15 protein-coding genes and 1 riboswitch are annotated in these 17,689 nt (G+C 66.9%); of the genes, 9 read left to right on the top strand and 6 right to left on the bottom strand.

The genetic code is table 11. The features are described from left to right. The first annotated feature begins 136 nt into the window (after positions 1-136). Positions 137-2,221 (top strand): phosphate acetyltransferase, encoded by a 2,085-nt coding sequence (gene pta / locus A8G18_RS03220; RefSeq protein ID WP_064062680.1) that lies wholly within the window; start codon positions 137-139, stop codon positions 2,219-2,221. Beyond that, positions 2,218-3,432 carry an acetate/propionate family kinase gene (locus A8G18_RS03215; protein ID WP_064062679.1) on the top strand — a complete coding sequence of 405 codons (1,215 nt, stop codon included), beginning with the start codon at positions 2,218-2,220 and terminating at the stop codon, positions 3,430-3,432. The genes pta and A8G18_RS03215 overlap by 4 nt, the downstream gene beginning before the upstream one ends. A gap of 6 nt (positions 3,433-3,438) precedes the next feature. Here A8G18_RS03215 and A8G18_RS03210 read toward each other — a convergent pair whose 3' ends face one another. From A8G18_RS03210 to A8G18_RS03200, 3 genes are read right to left on the bottom strand one after another with little or no spacing between them, the layout of a single operon-like run. Beyond that, complete coding sequence (locus A8G18_RS03210; protein WP_084421407.1) at positions 3,439-5,808, bottom strand: serine/threonine-protein kinase; 2,370 nt, start codon at positions 5,806-5,808, stop codon at positions 3,439-3,441. Further along, a complete protein-coding gene (locus tag A8G18_RS03205; protein WP_084421404.1) occupies positions 5,805-6,767 on the bottom strand; it encodes a glutamate ABC transporter substrate-binding protein in 963 nt (320 codons plus the stop codon). The genes A8G18_RS03210 and A8G18_RS03205 overlap by 4 nt, the downstream gene beginning before the upstream one ends. Then, positions 6,764-8,071: a hypothetical protein gene (locus A8G18_RS03200; protein WP_245207764.1), complete on the bottom strand. Its 1,308-nt coding sequence runs from the start codon at positions 8,069-8,071 to the stop codon at positions 6,764-6,766. The genes A8G18_RS03205 and A8G18_RS03200 overlap by 4 nt, the downstream gene beginning before the upstream one ends. A gap of 180 nt (positions 8,072-8,251) precedes the next feature. Here A8G18_RS03200 and A8G18_RS03195 point away from each other — a divergent pair, with 180 nt between their 5' ends. Then, positions 8,252-9,148, top strand: coding sequence for an NUDIX hydrolase (locus tag A8G18_RS03195; protein WP_064062676.1), 897 nt, complete (start codon positions 8,252-8,254; stop codon positions 9,146-9,148). 21 nt (positions 9,149-9,169) lie between these two features. On the opposite strand, the gene A8G18_RS22280 is transcribed toward A8G18_RS03195, so the two are convergent. The 3 genes from A8G18_RS22280 to thiE all read right to left on the bottom strand — a co-directional run bounded on the left by A8G18_RS22280 (position 9,170) and on the right by thiE (position 12,076). After that, positions 9,170-10,783 carry an ATP-binding protein gene (locus A8G18_RS22280; protein WP_167352069.1) on the bottom strand — a complete coding sequence of 538 codons (1,614 nt, stop codon included), beginning with the start codon at positions 10,781-10,783 and terminating at the stop codon, positions 9,170-9,172. Between the two features lie 8 nt (positions 10,784-10,791). Further along, positions 10,792-11,307: a HEPN domain-containing protein gene (locus tag A8G18_RS23650; RefSeq protein WP_084421398.1), complete on the bottom strand. Its 516-nt coding sequence runs from the start codon at positions 11,305-11,307 to the stop codon at positions 10,792-10,794. 79 nt (positions 11,308-11,386) lie between these two features. After that, positions 11,387-12,076, bottom strand: a complete 690-nt coding sequence (gene thiE / locus A8G18_RS03190; RefSeq protein ID WP_064062675.1) for a thiamine phosphate synthase — start codon at positions 12,074-12,076, stop codon at positions 11,387-11,389. Between the two features lie 26 nt (positions 12,077-12,102). Next, positions 12,103-12,215, top strand: a riboswitch (TPP riboswitch). Between thiE and thiO the strand changes: the two genes are divergently transcribed. From thiO to A8G18_RS03160, 6 genes are all read left to right on the top strand, one after another. Continuing rightward, complete coding sequence (gene thiO, locus A8G18_RS03185) at positions 12,212-13,276, top strand: glycine oxidase ThiO (RefSeq protein WP_064062674.1); 1,065 nt, start codon at positions 12,212-12,214, stop codon at positions 13,274-13,276. (Overlaps the previous riboswitch by 4 nt.) Further along, on the top strand, positions 13,273-13,488 hold the full coding sequence (gene thiS, locus A8G18_RS03180) for a sulfur carrier protein ThiS (RefSeq protein WP_064062673.1): 216 nt from the start codon (positions 13,273-13,275) through the stop codon (positions 13,486-13,488). The genes thiO and thiS overlap by 4 nt, the downstream gene beginning before the upstream one ends. Continuing rightward, positions 13,481-14,266 (top strand): thiazole synthase, encoded by a 786-nt coding sequence (gene thiG, locus A8G18_RS03175; protein ID WP_064062672.1) that lies wholly within the window; start codon positions 13,481-13,483, stop codon positions 14,264-14,266. Before thiS ends, thiG begins: the two co-directional genes overlap by 8 nt. 164 nt (positions 14,267-14,430) lie before the next feature. After that, complete coding sequence (locus A8G18_RS03170; protein ID WP_064062783.1) at positions 14,431-15,360, top strand: ABC transporter ATP-binding protein; 930 nt, start codon at positions 14,431-14,433, stop codon at positions 15,358-15,360. Continuing rightward, a complete protein-coding gene (locus A8G18_RS03165) occupies positions 15,360-16,139 on the top strand; it encodes an ABC transporter permease (RefSeq protein ID WP_064062671.1) in 780 nt (259 codons plus the stop codon). Before A8G18_RS03170 ends, A8G18_RS03165 begins: the two co-directional genes overlap by 1 nt. 71 nt (positions 16,140-16,210) lie before the next feature. Then, on the top strand, positions 16,211-17,683 hold the full coding sequence (locus A8G18_RS03160) for a M20/M25/M40 family metallo-hydrolase (protein WP_209446992.1): 1,473 nt from the start codon (positions 16,211-16,213) through the stop codon (positions 17,681-17,683). The last annotated feature ends 6 nt before the right edge of the window (positions 17,684-17,689 follow it).

Here is a 17,689-nt window from a genome sequence, read left to right as displayed (position 1 = left end):
GAGCTGGTGAGACCGAGGTGGTGTGCGGTATCTGCTCGAATGTCGCACACAATGTCGGTCTCGACCGACAACGAGCGTCCTGTGGGCATACTCGGGCACATCGGACGGAGCGAAGTTTGCCGTTAGGGTGGGATCCATGAGTGCTGCTGCAGGGTCCGTCTCGAGCATCTACATCGCAGCTCCGGAAGGGGACACGGGGAAATCGACCGTCGCTCTGGGCGTGTTGCAGACGCTGTGCGCGTCCACCGCCCGCGTCGGTGTCTTCCGGCCCATCGCGCGCTCCGACAGCGACACCGACTACATCCTCGAACTGCTGCTCGAACACACCACCGTCGACCTCGGTTACGAGGACTGTATCGGCGTCACCTACGACGACGTCCACGACGACCCCGACGCAGCGCTCAGCGACATCGTCGGCAAGTACCACGCGGTGGCCGACCGCTGTGACGCCGTCGTCATCGTCGGCAGTGACTACACCGAGATCGCCAATCCCAGCGAGTTGTCGTACAACGCTCGTATCGCGGCGAACCTCGACGCTCCGGTGCTGCTCGTCCTGCGTGGCGCCCGGCGCACGCCTGCCGAGGTGGCCCAGCTCGCGGGGGTCTGCGCGAACGAACTCGCCGGGCAGCACGCGCATCTCGGTGCGGTCGTGGTCAACCGCTGCGATCCCGACGCTCTCGACGACATCGCGAAGGCGCTCGGCGACCGCACCGAACCGGTGTGGACGCTCCCGGAGGTTCCCGCGCTGGTCGCGCCGACGATGGCGGAACTGCAGGCCGCGATCGACGGGGATCTCTACAGCGGCGACCCCGACCTGCTGCAGCGTGAAGCGCTGCGCATCATGGTCGGTGGTATGACCGCCGAGCGGATCCTCGAGCGGATCACCGACGGCATCGTCGTGATCGCACCCGCCGACCGCTCCGACGTCATTCTCGCACTCGTCAGTGCCAATGCCGCCGAAGGATTTCCGACGCTGGCAGGCATCATCATGAACGGTGGTCTGCTGCCGCACCCGATGATCGCGCAGCTCGTCGCCGCGCTGAAACCGTCGTTGCCGATCCTGACCACCGACCTCGGCACCTTCGACACCGCCTCGGCCGCCGACCGCACCCGCGGTCGCATGGCACTCGGTGCGCAACGCAAGATCGACACGGCGCTCGCGCTGATGGAACGGCACGTCGATTCCCGCGCCCTGCTCGACCGGCTGCGACTGCCGCGTCCGTCCGTGACCACCCCGCAGATGTTCGAATACCAGCTCATCGACCGGGCGCGGACGCAGCAGCGCCACATCGTGCTGCCCGAGGGCGAGGACGACCGTGTCCTCCGGGCGGCAGGACGTGTGCTCCAGCGCGGCATCGCAAAGCTGACGATCCTCGGCGACGAGGCGGCCGTGCGCCAGCGGGCCTCGGAACTCGGCGTGGACCTGTCGGACGCGCAGATCCTCGATCCGCGCACCTCCGAGCACGCCGACCGTTTCGCTGAGGAGTACGCGCGGTTGCGTGCCCACAAGGGGATGACCGTCGATCGCGCACGCGAGATCATGCGTGACATCTCGTATTTCGGCACGATGATGGTACATCTGGGTCTGGCCGACGGCATGGTGTCGGGTGCGGCGCACACCACCGCCCACACGATCCGCCCCGCACTCGAGATCATCAAGACCGAACCCGGCGTCTCGACGGTGTCGAGCATCTTCCTCATGTGCCTCGCCGACCGTGTGCTCGCCTACGGCGACTGCGCCGTCGTTCCCGACCCGACCGACGACCAGCTCGCCGACATCGCGATCTCGTCGGCCGCGACCGCGGCCCGGTTCGGGATCGATCCCCGGATCGCGATGTTGTCGTACTCCACCGGCGAATCGGGTTCGGGTGCCGATGTCGACAAGGTCCGCACCGCCACGGCATTCGTGCGGGAGCGGCGACCCGACCTGCTCGTCGAGGGACCGATCCAGTACGACGCGGCGATCGAACCGACGGTCGCGAGCGCGAAACTCCCCGGCTCCGACGTCGCCGGTCGCGCCACGGTGTTCATCTTCCCGGACCTGAACACCGGCAACAACACCTACAAGGCCGTGCAGCGCAGTGCCGGTGCCATCGCCGTCGGGCCCGTCCTGCAGGGCCTGAACAAACCGGTCAACGATCTGTCCCGAGGCGCCCTGATCCAGGACATCGTCAACACCATCGCCATCACCGCGATCCAGGCGCAGGAGGAAGACGCGTGAGCAGCCCGAACCCCGCGACCGCAGGGACCGTCCTGGTCCTCAATTCGGGATCCTCGTCGATCAAGTTCCGGCTGATCGAGCCGGAGAGCGGGAACTCACCGGCACACGGACTGATCGAGCGCATCGGAGAGCCGGAGGGCAGGATCGTCTTCCACCACACGACGGGTGTGGACGAACGTAACGACGCGATCCCGGATCACCGGACCGGACTGCGTGCGATGCTCGAGATGCTCGAAGGGCTCGGCCGGCCCCTGCACGAGGTGGGCATCGTCGCGGTCGGCCATCGGCTCGTACACGGCGGCAAGGTCTTCTACGAACCCACCCTCATCGACGACGACGTGGTGCGCGCCGTCGACGAACTGTCGGTCCTCGCGCCCCTCCACAATCCGGCGAACGTCGTGGGGATGGAGGTCGCCCGGGAGGAGCTTCCCGAGGTGCCCCATGTGGGTGTCTTCGACACCGCCTTCTTCCACGGTCTTCCGGCGCATGCGTCGACCTACGCGATCGACCGCGACGTCGCCCGCAAGTACGACATCCGGCGGTACGGATTCCACGGCACGTCGCACGAATACGTGTCGGGGCGTGCCGCGGAGTTCCTGGGACGCGACATCGCGAAGCTGAATCTGATCGTGCTCCACCTGGGCAACGGTGCGTCGGCATCGGCGATCGCGGGCGGGAACCCGATCGACACCTCGATGGGGCTGACCCCGCTCGAAGGTCTCGTCATGGGTACGCGCAGCGGCGACATCGACCCGGGCGTCGTCATGCACCTCAACCGGGCGGCCGGACTGAAGGTCGACGCCATCGACGACCTGCTCAACCGGCACTCGGGCCTGAAGGGACTGTCGGGTGTCAACGACTTCCGGGCCCTGTTGAAGCTCGTCGGCGAAGGCGACGAGGACGCGCGACTCGCGTACGACGTCTACGTGCACCGCATCCGGAAGTACCTGGGTGCCTACACCTTCGAGCTGGGAGGTGTCGACGCGATCGTCTTCACCGGTGGTGTGGGGGAGAACAACGTCGATGTCCGGCGCGACAGTCTCGCCGGTCTCGACCGCCTCGGCATCGTCGTCGACGACGCCCGCAACACTGCCGACGGGGACGGGGAACGCCGGATCTCGGCCGACTCGTCCCACGTGGAGGTGCTCGTGATCCCCACGAACGAGGAGCTCGCCATCGCCCGGGCCGCAGTGCAGTTCGCTCGACGCTGATCCTGGTCAGGTCAAGCTACGCGGCCGGATCGCATTCGCGAGATCGACGAGTGTGTAGCGGTGCGTGCGGGAGGGGGCGTTGCGCGCCAACTGCCGCAACGCCGCCTCGGCGCCCAGGCGGAGTCCCTTCTCGGTGAACGGCACGTCGAGGATGCGGTCGTATTCGCGACTCGACGCCCGCCCGCTGCGCACCCATTCGAGCGCCGCCCCGAGCACGAGTGCGCGCATCTGCAGGGCGCGGCCCTCGTCGGGTGGCAGCGACGCGATCCGGTGCGCGGCCTCGCGCAGATCGGCCTCCGAGATCTCCTCGACACGACCGCCCCGCAACAGGACCAGTGCGGCGGTCATCGTCGCGGCGCTGTGATGCCGGGAGGTCATCGGAACCTCGTCGAGAACGTCCACGGCGGCGCGGATCTCGTCGCGGGCGGTGAGTTGGCGTGCAAGTCCGAAGGCGGCGCTGACGACGGCGTGATCGGTGCGCCACACCACCCGATAGGACTCCTCGCAGAAACGTCGCCACGCGGCCGGATCGTCGCTCTCCCAATGCTGGAGCGTCAGTTCGGCGGTGGCCCCGAGCGCGATCTTCGGGGCGATCTCGCCCGGGAGGGCCTGCAACACCTTGTCGAACCGCGCGAACGCTGCCTCGTAGTCGTCCTGCAGCAGTTCGGCGATGCCGGCGTACCAGTCCATGCGCCAGTCGTCGCCGAATTCGCGTTCGAGGCGGGTGAGGATCTCGACGGCGCTGTCGACCTGCCCGAGATCGAGATACGCGCGGACTTCGGCCAATGTGATCTCCCTGGAGAACGACACGTCGGATGCTCCCACAACCCGTCCGACACCGTTCTCCCGCGCGTGCCGGAGGGAGTCGAGGGTCTGCTGCGGTTCGCTGTGCACCGCGGCGGCGAGGAGTGCAGCACTCGGATCGTTCGGATCGAGCAGGGGGACGGGCAGCGCGGCCGCGACATCCTGGCCCTGCAGTTTGGCGTCGCGTTCGATTCCGTCGGCGTACACATCGGTGGGCACGAGCGCCTCATCGGTACCGAAAGTGGTCCGGGGCGGACTGAACACACCGGACAGGCCGGGGTGTTCGGTGCCGAGCTTCTTCGACAGGATCTCGCGCAGCACGCCCGTGAGCTGTCCCTGCAGTTCGTCGGCCGACGAGAAACGCTGCCGGGGGTCGGGATTCGTGGCCCGCAGCAGCAGTCGGTGGAAGGAGTCGAACTCGGCGAGCAGGGGCGCCTGCTCGGGAGTGGGGAGACCGTCGCGGTAACGTCCCTTGTCCGACGGCATCTCGAGGGTGAGCACCGCGAGGGTGCGTCCGACCGTGTAGATGTCGCTCGCCACCGTCGGCCCGGTCCGGACGATCTCCGGTGCCTGATATCCCGGCGTCCCGTACAGATAGCCGTATCCCTCGATCGCGGAGACCGCGCCGAGGTCGATGAGTTCGATCTGCTCGTCGGTGACCATGATGTTCTCGGGTTTGAGGTCGTTGTAGACCAGCCCGATGTCGTGCAGATACTGCAGTGCCGGAAGCACTTCGAGCATGTATGCGATGGCCTGCTCGACGGGGATGCGGTTCGGTGGAGGATAGTTGTCGAGCACGGTACGCAGGGTGTGACCACCCAGGTACTCCATGACGATGTATCCCATCGGGGTGCCGTCCGGCGAGGGATGCTCGACGAAGTTGTAGATCTGCACGATGCTCGGATGGCTGACCTCGGCCAGGAACTGACGTTCGGCCACCGCGACCGCCTGGGCTTCGGCGTCGCCGCCCTGCAGCAGGCCCTTGAGGACCACCCAGCGGTCGCTCACGTTGCGGTCGATCGCCAGGTAGATCCACCCCAGTCCGCCGTGCGCGAGGCAGCCCTGGACCTCGTACTGCCCTGCGACGAGATCGCCGTGGTGCAGGGCCGGCGTGAACTCGAAATGGGTGCCGCACTTCGGGCAGTCACCCTCGGTGGGCCCCGGGCCCGAAGGGGTACTGCGGCCCACCGGCTGTCCGCACTTCGAGCAGAACCGTTTGCCCTCGGACACGTGGGGGTCGCGGAGCACTGCCTCGAGGGGGTCCTTCGCGGTGGGGACCGGTACGTCGACGAGGCCGGCGATGCGACGACGCTGGGTTCCGCGCGGGCGCACGCGACGGCTCGACGAGCGTTGCGAGGACGAACCGGACCAGATCGAGGACCGCTGGGTGGAGTCGGACCGCGTCACGGGGGCGAGGCTGCGTTCGGCTGCGGGACCGCGTTCGGTGGCGGGGCCGATATCCCCGGTCGCCGGTGCGGTGGCCGGTCCGGAGTCCGCAGCCCGTTCGGTGGCGGGCCCGGAATCGGCCGACGGGGTGCCGGCCGGTTCGGGTTCGTCGGACATGGCCGTCACTCCCGGTAGTTCGGTGTCGGGGGTGGCGGTGTCGGACCGAGCACCCGCAGGTACTTCTCGTACAGCGCCGTCCACGTACCGTCGGAACGGATCCGCTCGAGGGTCGCGTTGACGAACCGTACGAGATCGTCGCTCCCCAGCCGGATCCCGATACCGTACGGCTCGGATCCCAGGGAGGGACCGACGAGTTCGAGATAGGGGTCCTGCGAGGCGAGGCCGGCGAGGATGGTGTCGTCGGTGCTCACGGCGTCGACCTGCTGTTGCTGGAGGACGACGAGGCAGTCCGCCCACGACGGCACGGTGAGGATCGACGCCGACGGCTGCACCTCCCGCATCCGGAGCAGCGAGGTGGTGCCGTCCACGATGCACACGCGCCGTCCGGCGAGATCGGCGGCGGTGCGGATGTCGGAACCCTTGACGACGAGTACTCGTTGTTGCGCGCGGAAGTACTCCGTCGAGAAATCCACCTTCTCGCGTCGGGCACACGTGATGCTCATCGTCTTCGCGACGATGTCGACGGTCGAATCCTGCAGCGCCTTCTCGCGTTCTGCCGAGCTCAGGATGCGGTAGTCGACGAGGTCGGGGTCGCCCAGGAGGTCGCGGGCGATCTCGCGGGCGATGTCGACGTCGAAGCCCGTGATCCGTCCCGTCGCGGGATCGCGGTAGCTCATGAGATTGCTGCCCGTGTCGAGTCCGACGACCAGTCGGCCGCGCGCCCGGATCCGATCGATCGCAGGTCCGGTCACGCCCGGATCAGGTGGCAGGGATGCGGTGGGATCACCGCAGTCGGGAGCGGGCGGCGTGGCCACCGAGGACTCGAGCAGCCGCGCGTTCTCGGGAAGCGGGACGGACGTCGTCGACCCCTGGAGACCGGGCGCTCGCGGTGGGGGCTCGGTCGCGCACCCGGCGGCGAGTGCGGCGACGACGCACAGGCCCGCGACGAGAACGCGCTGTCTCACTGGTACTCCTTCAACCGTGGCCGGAGACCGACCCACACTCCGACGAGCGCCACCGTCAGCAGGATCACCGACATCGGTGTGAGGCCGGCGAGGGTCCGCGACGCGCGGAACTCGTTGTCGCGCAGTTCGGTGCGGGTGCCGTCGATCGCTTCCGTCAAGGCTTCGTCGAGGGCGACGAACCGGGCGGTGGATTCGCCGGGACCCGCCCCGACCGCGAGGACCGAGGCAGCCGCGTAGTCACCGCGCGCGAGTGCGTCGACCATGCGTGCGTGCGAGTTGATCCAGGCTTCGTGCGCCGACCGGGCCGCCGTGACCGCGTCGGCGCCCGCCTCCAGGGCGGACTCGCGTCCGTACACGTCGAGGATGTCGCCGAGTCGCGACATGTTGGTCCCGAAGGTGTCGTCGTACGCGCCGGTGGTGTCGCGCCGGGCGATCAGCAGGGTTTCGGCGGTGCGCGACTGCTGGGCGAGGATCCGTCCCTCGGTGAGATCGGCGAGCGGTGCCGCGCCCCGCTCGATGGCGCGTTCGGTGGCGCTCGACGACGCCAGACCGGCGACGAGCAGCCAGCCCAGCAGCGCCCCGGTCGCGCCGATCGCGACGATGAGCCCGGGATTCAAAGTGCGACGACTGCGGCGGCTCACTACGACGTGCGCCGCGCACAGCGCGGCGACCGTGACGAGGAGCAGTCCGATGGCGAGCCAGGGCGGTCGTACCGCGTCGCGCTGGGTGTCCTCGACGGCAGCGACACCGCGCGTGTGCAGTTCCTGTGCGGCCGGGAGCAGTTCGGTCTGCATCAGATGCGAGGCCTCACCCAGATAGGCGGAACCGACCGGATGTCCGGTGCGATTGTTGGTGCGGGCCGTCTCGATCAGCCCGGTGTAGACGGGCAACAAGCGCCCGATCTCGGTGAGGTTGTGCGCCGTCTCGCGGTCGGCGTCCGTCAGCCCCGTCGCAGCGATGACGAGATACTCCGCCGCCTCGTCGGTGGCCCTGATATAGCGACTTCGCACCGCCTCCGGTTCGAGCCCGCCCGAGATGAACCCCGTCACGGCGGCCGCGTCGGCCACCGAGAGCGCGCTGTAGAGATTCTGGGCCGCGCTCGCGAGCGGTTCGACGGACATGAGGAGACGGTCGTGGGTGGCCTGCCGGCCGGACACGGTGGTCGCGGACACCACGGCCGAGGCCACGAGCAACACGGTGAGCACCGCCCCGAGTATCAGCAACCGGACCGGGGTCGATCGCAGCAGGGCGCGGAAGCGATCGACACGGGCGTCCGGATCGTCCGTACCGGCAGTCTCGCGCACGTGGCTCCCGATGGGAGCGAAAGGAGGGGTGATCCGCACGTCCACCGGGCACTCCCTTCCTCGTGTCGAGCGGTCTGAGGGGAGCATATAAGCAGCCCGGCGGTATTGTTGCCGTCCACGGACGGCGGGATCCGGTACCGGGCACAGGCCCGGGCGAGGCGGATCGGAGAGGCGGACGCTATGCGTGGAGACGGCGACGGCTGGGCGGCCGGCCCGGACGGCGGGAAGCGCTGGGGACGGCACGGCGCCGCAGGCCTGCTGCTGCGCGCTCCGCTGGCGGACGGTCGGCCCGCGGTACTCCTGCAGCATCGGGCGGCATGGTCGCACCAAGGTGGGACCTGGGCCCTTCCCGGTGGTGCCCGCGACTCGCACGAGAGCACCGTCGACGCAGCCGTGCGGGAAGCGCACGAAGAGGCCGGTATCGACGTCGAGGCGGTGACGGTGCGTGCCGAACGCGTCACCTCCGGTCTCGCCGGTGGGTGGACCTACACCACCGTCGTCGCCGATGCCGCCGAGACGCTCGTGACCAGCCTCAACCAGGAGAGCACCGAACTGCGCTGGGTGCCGGAACCGGACGTCGAGACGATGCCGCTGCACAGCGGCTTCGCCGAGGCATGGCCGTCGCTGCGCACCGCGCCGGTGCGCATGCTGCTCGACACGGCGAACGTGCTGGGGGCCGGTGGCCCCACCGGGTGGTGGCGCGACCGCCCCGGTGCGACCGCCGCCCTGCTCGCCGACCTCGCCGCGGCGCTGCCCCGCACCGTCGAGTTTCCCGACGGGTCGTTCGGCTGGGTGCCCCGCGTCGAGGCGGTCCTCGAAGGCCACGCCCGCGCCGCGACGATCGACGACGTCCGGATCCCGGTGCACACCGCGGACGGCAGCGGCGACGACGAACTGGCCCGGCTCGCCGCGGCGACCGTCACTGCCATAGATCCCTACGTGACAGTCGTGGTCACCGCCGACCGAGGGCTGCGCAACCGACTGCCTAGTAGTGCCGTCGCGGTGTCCCCTTCGACGGTACTCGGGTGGTTATCCGACCAGGAGCCGAATAAGTCGATGCTTTTTGATGAAAGATAAACCATCCCTGACCAGGCTCAGTTATTGGGAGTGCAGCGCAAGCCTATCTAGGTTTAGAATTGGTGCCTGCCTTAGTTTGCCACGAAATTCGGTTCTCGTCAGATTCTTTGCCGTTCCAGCTTTTCCCGTCTTTTGCCATAGCCAATTACCATCCTCAATATCAAGAATATCGAGTCCGCGGTGAAGGCGAACATCAGTGTACTCACTAAGGGCGAGTACGTAAGCTTCGTGCTTGACTCCTGGCCGATGCGGGTCTGATATTGACGATTGAACCAGGTGGGCGAACCTCATATCGACAAGATTTGCGAGTACCTCATAACCGGGGTGGCCCTCCATTGAGAGATCCACTTTAAAGTAGGTCGACCCGTTATCTTTGATCTGATGTTTAAGTGTTTCAAGTGCAGAAAGAAGTTCCGCTGAATTTCTACCTGCAACATCCTGCTCAAGATCGCGCTTCTTGCTTTGGGAATATAGTCCAGCTGCGGCGGCAACGTCTTCTTTTCCAATTTCGGCCGCTTTGGAGCTCCGCTTTCGGGCAGCCAAAATCGATGCAGAGAATAGATTCAAGTAATCTCGAGGAACTCCGCCCGAAGCCAAGACGAGGCGTCCAAGGGCAGGGACCTTTGCAATTCTCCGAGCTGACCTAATTCCCGCTGTGGAAAGATAGGACTCCAGCACGGATTCCAGAAACTTCTGGGTCGATTCGGGATCCTCCAGCGTGACATCTAGATTGACGATGAGGGCATCATGGGGAGGCTCTATACCGACTCGTGTAGAGACCTCGAATGGACGGGTTAACCGTTCGATGCTTGCCACCTTGATCCAGCCATCACAGTCCCGCAATACTCCGGCGAGATGATCAAGTAGTCGAGGTTGGTGTTGGGAGTCTAAGAGGTAGAAGTCATCAAGGAATACGTACAGTCTCAGGAGGCCGGGGCGGAGAACGCGCCGCAACGTACGGTTTAAGTCAGGAATTAACTTGACCGCAGTGTCTTCTGACGTGTCGTCGACAAGTTTATGGCGTAGTTCATCGAGTGTGGATATAATTCCTGACGAGCTGGATCCAATTCTTAGAATTAGATTTTCAAGTACGCTGTCAATGACGACAGAAAAGGCGGCTTCGGCGCTGAGTCTCCGAAGGGTGTGAGTATTTATCCATACCGCAACATGTCCTTCTAGCTCCGCGATTCGTTTTACTTCTAGAAGGAGTGCTGTTTTTCCGACTCCGCGACGGCCATAGATCAAATGGTGTCTTGGTGACGCGATAGCATTCAAGCTCGCGCGTGGATCTTCCATGTAGCTCAAGCTGGGCACCGCGTCGGACGTTCTGGATCGTGCTTCAAGTAATTGAATGAGTCGATCAACCGAAGAGTCATGTAGACGACCGCTTGCTATCGAGACTGGTTCTTCGGCAGTTGTGGGAGGAGATCCTCGAAAAAGTACAGTAACCGTTGAACCGTCAGGTGCCTTTACGCGCGTCTCTAACTCTCCGGCTAGGCTTTGACCGACTGCAACCAAATCGGGATCTACGGTTACGATGACCCAAAATTCCCCAGGGAATTCCCGTTGCTGTATATCAAGAGCTGCAATGCCGGCCTGTTCAAGTGTGGGTTTAATTGCGGAGGCTGCGTCCATCGGCATGGTTATATCAGTCCTTCGTTCAGCGCGAAATCAGAGCAAGCTGCCACAAACAGGGGTGCAATAGCTGCCATGTCGCGAGCGTCCCCTTCCCAGTCTTTTATTGATACTGGATATAAATCATAGTCCGCCTGGTTTCGAATAAGTCGCGCTCGGGTCAGTTCGGTCTGCCATGGGCCTGATGAGTTCGATGGTGGTAATTTGGTCGGTAGGTTCTTTGGTAGGATGGAATGCTGCTGAAAATCGTCACCTTTATGGGTGGCGAATGCTATTGCTCGAGCAGCGTGGTACATAGCATAGTAATGGCGGCTTATGGATGTCCGGTATTCTCCATCCTGGAAGAATCGATCTCCTATCCGAAGGTGATATCCAGCGAGCTCGAGTCGATCTGATATAACTTGAGATATCAACCTAGAGGAGTCAAAATTCTTTCCTAATTGCGTAGGTAGCGCTCGAATTTTCGCGGCGTTGCTCAGGGCAATGCTGAGCAGAAGTTGCTCAGTAGTTGTCAATGTGGGCATTGCTAAGACGAATTCCCACCTTTCATGTACCTAGATGAAGCTACAAACATCTAAGTGATATAGGTTAAGGTAAAGGCCCTCAGACCGGCAGAGCTGCTTTCAGTGCAGCCGCGGCGGCCCGCGGATCGTCTGCCTTCGTGATCGCCCGGACCACCGCGACCCGCGTGGCACCGGCGTCGAGCACCTCGGGGAGCCGTTCGAGGTCGATGCCGCCGATCGCGAACCACGGTCGTGCCGGCTGCGACTGCGCGACCTCGCGCGTCACCTCCAGCCCCGCCGCGGTACGGCCCGGCTTGGTCGGGGTGTCCCACACCGGTCCGGACGCCAAGTAGTCGACGCCCTCCTCGATGTCGGCGAGCGCGGCCTGCGCCCGGCTCGACGTCGACCGGCCGATGACGATCTCGTCGCCGAGGATCTGCCGCGCGTGCCGCACCGGCAGGTCGCCCTGACCGAGATGCAGGATGTCGGCGCCCGCTGCGAGCGCGATGTCGGCGCGATCGTTGACGGCGAGGAGTGCTCCGTGGCGTGCACACGCCTCGCCGATGATCTCGAGGGCCGCGAGTTCGTCGCGTGCCTCGAGCCGTCCGAACTTCTTCTCACCGGCCGAGTCCTTGTCGCGCAACTGGACGATGTCGACCCCACCGGCGAGGGCCTCCTCGACGAACCGTGCGAGGTCGCCGGTGTCCCGGCGGGCGTCGGTGCACAGGTACAGCCGGGCGGTGGCGAGTCGGCCGCGCGGGTCGGGATGGTTGCCGCGATAGGTGGTCACGGACAAGACGGTAGCCTCTAGAGCGAAAGTGACGACACGGGAGTCCCGGGGATCGCGGGGCTGAGAGGGGGCCTGCCGGCCCCGACCGTTATGACCTGACCCGGATCATGCCGGCGCAGGGAGTGAGGTGGACCAATGGCAACTGTGGCCGTCGTGGGTGGCGGAGTGATCGGGCTGTCGATCGCATGGCGCGCGGCCCGCGCGGGACACATCGTGACCGTGCACGACCCGAATCCTGGTAGCGGAGCCTCGTGGGTGGCCGGAGGAATGCTGGCACCGCTGTCCGAGGGCTGGCCCGGTGAAGACCACGTCCTGTCCCTGGGAGCGGCCTCCCTCGACCGCTGGCCCGGCTTCGCGGAGGCGCTGCGCACGGAGACCGGCGTCGATGTGTTCACCGCCCAGGCGTCCCTGACCGTCGCGCTCGATGCGGCCGATGCGGCCGACCTGCGGACCGTCGCCGAATGGGTGGGGGAGCAGGGGCACGAGATGCGGCTGCTCTCCCGCGCCGAGATCCGGGAGTTCGAGCCGTCCCTCGGTCCGAAGGTCCGTCTCGGACTCCTCGCCCCCACCGAGTCGTCGGTCGACAACCGTGCGCTCGTCGACGCCCTGCGCGTCGCGGCGACCGGCGCCGGAGTGCGTTTCTCGGACGCCGCCGTGCACGACCCGGCCGACCTGCCGGACGACCAGGTGGTGCTCGCGGCCGGGGTGGCCTCAGCACGTCTGTGGCCGGACCTTCCGGTCCGCCCGGTCAAGGGCGAGATCCTGCGCCTGCGGGTGCGGCCGGGCGCGACCCCGCCGCCGCAACGCACCGTGCGCGCGAGTGTCCACGGGCGTCCCGCCTACCTGGTTCCGCGCCACGACGGTCTCGTGGTGGGGGCGACGCAGTACGAGGCGTCCGACACGCAGGTCACGGTGGCGGGTGTGCGCGATCTGATCGCCGATGCCGAGATCATCTTTCCGGCGCTCGGCGAGTACGAGCTGCTCGAGGCGAGCGCGGGCCTGCGCCCGATGACGCCCGACAACCTGCCGCTGATCGGCCGGGTCTCCGATCGTGTCGTCGCCGCGACCGGGCACGGTCGCAACGGTGTGCTGCTCACGCCCCTCACCGTCGACGCGGTGCTCGCCGAACTCGGCGGGCGGTCGCTGACCGATGCGAAATACGCCTGTCCCCGACGAATTACGGAAGCGAGTGTGGGATGACGAACGAGGTGTCCGTGGGCATCACCGTCAACGGTGAGGACAAGTACTACGACGCGGCGCCGACGGTGGCGCAGCTGCTGAACGAGCTCGGTCTGCCCGAGAAGGGAATCGCGGTCGCCGTCGACGGTGTCGTGTGCCCGCGAGGACGCTGGTCGGAGCCGGTGCCCCGGGGTGCGAGCATCGAGATCCTCACGGCGGTCCAAGGTGGCTGACACACGCGATCCCGGCGCAGATCTGCCGGAGCTGACCATCGCCGGCCGCACCTTCGGCTCGCGGCTGATCACCGGTACCGGTGGTGCGGCGAACCTGGCCGTGCTCGAGGAGGCGCTCGTCGCGTCGGGCACCGAGCTCACCACCGTCGCGATGCGCCGCGTCGACGCGGCCTCCGGAACGGGTGTCCTCGATCTGCTGCGTCGCCTCGGTATCGAACCGCTGCCGAACACCGCCGGTTGCCGTGGTGCGAAGGAAGCGGTGCTGACCGCGCAACTCGGCCGGGAGGCATTGGAGACCGACTGGGTGAAACTCGAGGTCATCGCCGACGAACGGACACTGCTGCCCGACGCCATCGAACTCGTCTCGGCGGCCGAGCAACTCGTCGACGACGGGTTCGTCGTCCTGCCGTACACGACCGACGACCCGGTCCTCGCCCGGCGCCTCGAGGATGTCGGATGCGCCGCGGTGATGCCGCTCGGCTCGCCGATCGGCACCGGCCTCGGTATCTCGAACCCGCACCACATCGAGATGATCGTCGAGGCCGCGGGCGTGCCGGTGATCCTCGACGCGGGCATCGGAACCGCCTCCGACGCCGCGCTCGCGATGGAACTCGGGTGCGACGCAGTCCTGCTCGCCACCGCCGTCACCCGCGCGAAGGATCCCGCGTTGATGGCCGCCGCGATGCGGCACGCCGTCGAAGCGGGATTCCGGGCGCGGCATGCCGGCCGCATCCCGAAACGCTTCTGGGCCCAGGCATCGTCACCGCTGGAGCCCTGACCGACACCGGAGCCGGGACGGACCCGGCCCCGGAACCCCGGAACCCCGGAACCCCGGAACCTCGGAAACAACGTGTTCCCCGATCTCACCGTGGTGCACAGCATGTCGACCCGGCGGGCGACTGACCTGCTCTGCCCGCCGGGCCCGCACGTAGGGTGGTGCGCATGATCGAAGTGACCGGCTTGACCAAGACCTTCGGGTCCACGACCGCGGTCGACGACCTGACGTTCACGGTCCGTCCCGGCATCGTCACCGGCTTCCTCGGCCCCAACGGGGCGGGGAAGTCCACCACGATGCGCATGATCCTGGGACTGGACCGGCCGACCTCGGGAACCGCACTGATCGAAGGGAAGCCGTACCAGGAGCTGACGCGGCCGCTCACGACCGTCGGGGCGCTGCTCGACGCGAAGTGGGTGCATCCCAACCGATCGGCGCGGTCCCATCTCGCCTGGCTGGCCGCGTCGAACGGCCTGCCCGCCTCCCGCGTCGACGAGGTGTTGCGCCAGGTGGGACTGACCGAGGTCGCGGGCAAGCGTGCCGGTGGTTTCTCGCTCGGGATGTCGCAGCGCCTCGGTCTCGCCGCCGCGCTGCTCGGCAACCCGCGCGTGCTGCTGTTCGACGAACCGGTCAACGGCCTCGACCCCGAGGGCATCGTATGGATCCGGCGGTTCATGCAGGCGCTCGCCGCAGAAGGCCGCACGGTGCTCGTGTCCAGCCACCTTCTCTCCGAGATGGCGCAGACCGCCGAACATCTCATCGTCATCGGCCGTGGCCGGCTCATCGCCGACACCTCGGTGAAGGAGTTCGTCGACCGGGCGTCCGACTCGTTCGTGGTGGTGCGCAGCCCGCAGCTCGGCGAGCTGCGCACCGCGCTCGCCGAACGCGGGCACACCGTCCGGGAGGACGACGGCGCCCTGCACGTCTCGGGAGCTCCGGCGGCGGAGATCGGCGAACTCGCCGCGGCCCGGTCGATCGTGCTGCACGAACTCGCGGGACGACACGCGTCCCTCGAGGAAGCGTTCATGAAACTCACCGGTGGCGAGGTCGAATACCACGGATCCGGAGTCGACGACGTCATGAAGGGTGGACTGTGATGAGTACGGCGCTCGATACACTGCGGGCCGAACGGATCAAGCTCACGTCGGTGCAGTCGCCGCTGTGGTGCACCGTCGTCATCGTCGCCCTCGGGCTGGGGCTCGCCGCGATCCTCGGTTCGGTCTCCCGCGCGTCGGTGGGGATGGACGACGAGATGGGGCAGTTCTATCCGACCGTGGATGTCGCGGTCAGCGGTGTCACCGGCTTCGGCGTGCTGGTACTCATGATCCTCGCGGCGCTGTCGGTCACGAGCGAGTACCGCTTCGGGGTCATCCGCACGACCTTCCAGGCCACCCCGAACCGCACTCTGCTCCTGACGATGAAGGCCCTGCTCATCGGGGTGCTGGGCGCACTGTTGACGGTCGCGGTCTCGTTCGGGGCCTTCTACTTCGCGAAGGTGCTGGCCGGTCCCGACGCGGGACGTGATCTCGTCCTGAGCGGCGACACCGCGTGGCGTGCGGTCTACGGCACCGCGATCTACGCTTTCCTCTGCGTCTTCCTCGCGGTCGGCGTGGGCACCCTGTTGCGGCAGTCGGCGGGCACGATCGCACTGCTCATGCTGTGGCCGCTGCTCCTCGAGTCGTTGTTCGCGCTGTTCGGTTCCGTGGGCCGCGAGATCCAGCCGTTCCTGCCGTTCGCCAACGCGAACAACTTCCTGGGTATCGGTCAGGGAATCGAATTCCATTGGGGTCCATGGGGATCGCTCGTATACTTCGCGGCCTTCGCATTCCTGGTATTCGCGCTGTCGCTCGTGGTGGTCAACCGCCGCGACGCCTGATACTCCCGCACCGCCGCACTGCGCCGCACGGATTCCCCGTGCGGCGCAGTGCTTTTTTGTACGCTCGGACGATGGCGCGGGCGCGGGCGAGATACGGCATACGGGGAGCGGCTCTGCTCGCCGCCGGAGTACTCCTGACGGCGGGATGTTCGGAAGGGGAGGTGGAGGCGCCGCCCGTGGATCCGGCGGTACTCGCCGACGCCGTGCAACTCGACGCCGTCACGACGCACCTGACGGAGCTCGAACGCATCGCCGGCGAGAACGACGGCAACCGTGCGCTCGGTACCGCCGGTTACGACGCGAGCGTCGATTATGTCGCCGGAGCTCTGCGCGACGCCGGATTCGACGTGCAGACACCGGAGTTCGATTCGACGCTGTTCGCGGTCGAGAACGAGCAGCTCGTCGTCGACGGGGACCCGACGGGGGTGAGCGCACTCGGCATGTCGCCGTCGACGGGACCGGACGGACTCACCGCGCGCGTCGTGCGGATCGCCCCCGACGGCACCCCCGGGTGCGAACCCACCGATTACGACGGGGTCGACGCGACCGGCGCGGTGGTGATCGTCGATCGCGGCGTGTGCACCTTCGCCGTGAAGGAGCAGGTCGCCGCCGACCGGGGAGCGGCCGCGCTGATCGTCGCCAACAACGAGGACGGCCCGCTCGACGCCGCCGGTCTCGGGGCGGAGTCGAACCCCCGTATCCCGGTCGGGGGTGTGGCCGGGGCCGACGCGGAGCGTCTCTCCGCCGCGACCACCGTGACGATGACGCTCGAGACCCGCACCGAGGATCAGAAGTCACGCAATGTGATCGCCCAGACCCGCACCGGCTCGACCGACGACGTGATCGTCGTCGGCGCGCACCTCGACAGTGTGCCCGAAGGGCCGGGGATCAACGACAACGGCACCGGCGTCGCCGCCGTCCTCGAAACCGCGCTGCAGCTCGGCAGCGAACCGGGAGTGACCAACGCCGTGCGGTTCGCGTTCTGGGGCGCCGAGGAGGTCGGGCTGGTGGGCTCCACCAGGTACGTCGAGTCGCTGTCCGAGGAGGAGCGACTCGACATCGCGCTGTACCTGAACTTCGACATGCTCGGCTCACCCAACGCCGGATATCTGGTGTTCGATGGCGACGACTCCGATGCCGTCGGCGAGGGACCCGGGCCGGAGGGCTCGGCGGGGATCGAACGGACCTTCGCGCAGTTCTTCGACGAACGCGGAATCGACGTCGGAGGAACGGATTTCGACGGTCGTTCCGATTACGGTCCGTTCGTCGCCTCCGGTATCCCCGCGGGCGGGGTGTTCACCGGTGCCGACGACGTCAAGACCCCCGAGCAGGCCGAGCTGTGGGGTGGCACCGCCGACCAGCCCTTCGACCCGAACTATCACACCCCCGAGGACACCCTGGCCGGCATCGACCGCGACGCGTTCGCGGCAGCGGCCGCCGCAGTCGCCTACGGCACGGCCGTCTACGCGAACTCGGTCGACGGACCCGACGGGGTCCCCACCGGCGACCGGCGAGCACAGGTGCGCGCCGAGTTCACCGAGTGAGGGTGG

The organism is Rhodococcus gordoniae (assembly GCF_001646655.1).
GTDB lineage: Bacteria > Actinomycetota > Actinomycetes > Mycobacteriales > Mycobacteriaceae > Rhodococcus > Rhodococcus gordoniae.
This window is presented reverse-complemented; position numbering and strand designations above follow the sequence as displayed.

Bases quoted from the DNA above. Each gene is read 5' to 3' on its own strand.
- pta (WP_064062680.1), top strand. From the start codon at position 137: ATGAGTGCTGCTGCAGGGTCCGTCTCGAGCATCTACATCGCAGCTCCG.
- A8G18_RS03195 (WP_064062676.1), top strand. From the start codon at position 8,252: ATGCGTGGAGACGGCGACGGCTGGGCGGCCGGCCCGGACGGCGGGAAG.
- A8G18_RS22280 (WP_167352069.1), bottom strand. From the start codon at position 10,783: ATGGACGCAGCCTCCGCAATTAAACCCACACTTGAACAGGCCGGCATT.
- A8G18_RS23650 (WP_084421398.1), bottom strand. From the start codon at position 11,307: ATGCCCACATTGACAACTACTGAGCAACTTCTGCTCAGCATTGCCCTG.
- thiO (WP_064062674.1), top strand. From the start codon at position 12,212: ATGGCAACTGTGGCCGTCGTGGGTGGCGGAGTGATCGGGCTGTCGATC.
- thiS (WP_064062673.1), top strand. From the start codon at position 13,273: ATGACGAACGAGGTGTCCGTGGGCATCACCGTCAACGGTGAGGACAAG.
- A8G18_RS03170 (WP_064062783.1), top strand. From the start codon at position 14,431: ATGATCGAAGTGACCGGCTTGACCAAGACCTTCGGGTCCACGACCGCG.
- A8G18_RS03165 (WP_064062671.1), top strand. From the start codon at position 15,360: ATGAGTACGGCGCTCGATACACTGCGGGCCGAACGGATCAAGCTCACG.
- A8G18_RS03160 (WP_209446992.1), top strand. From the start codon at position 16,211: ATGGCGCGGGCGCGGGCGAGATACGGCATACGGGGAGCGGCTCTGCTC.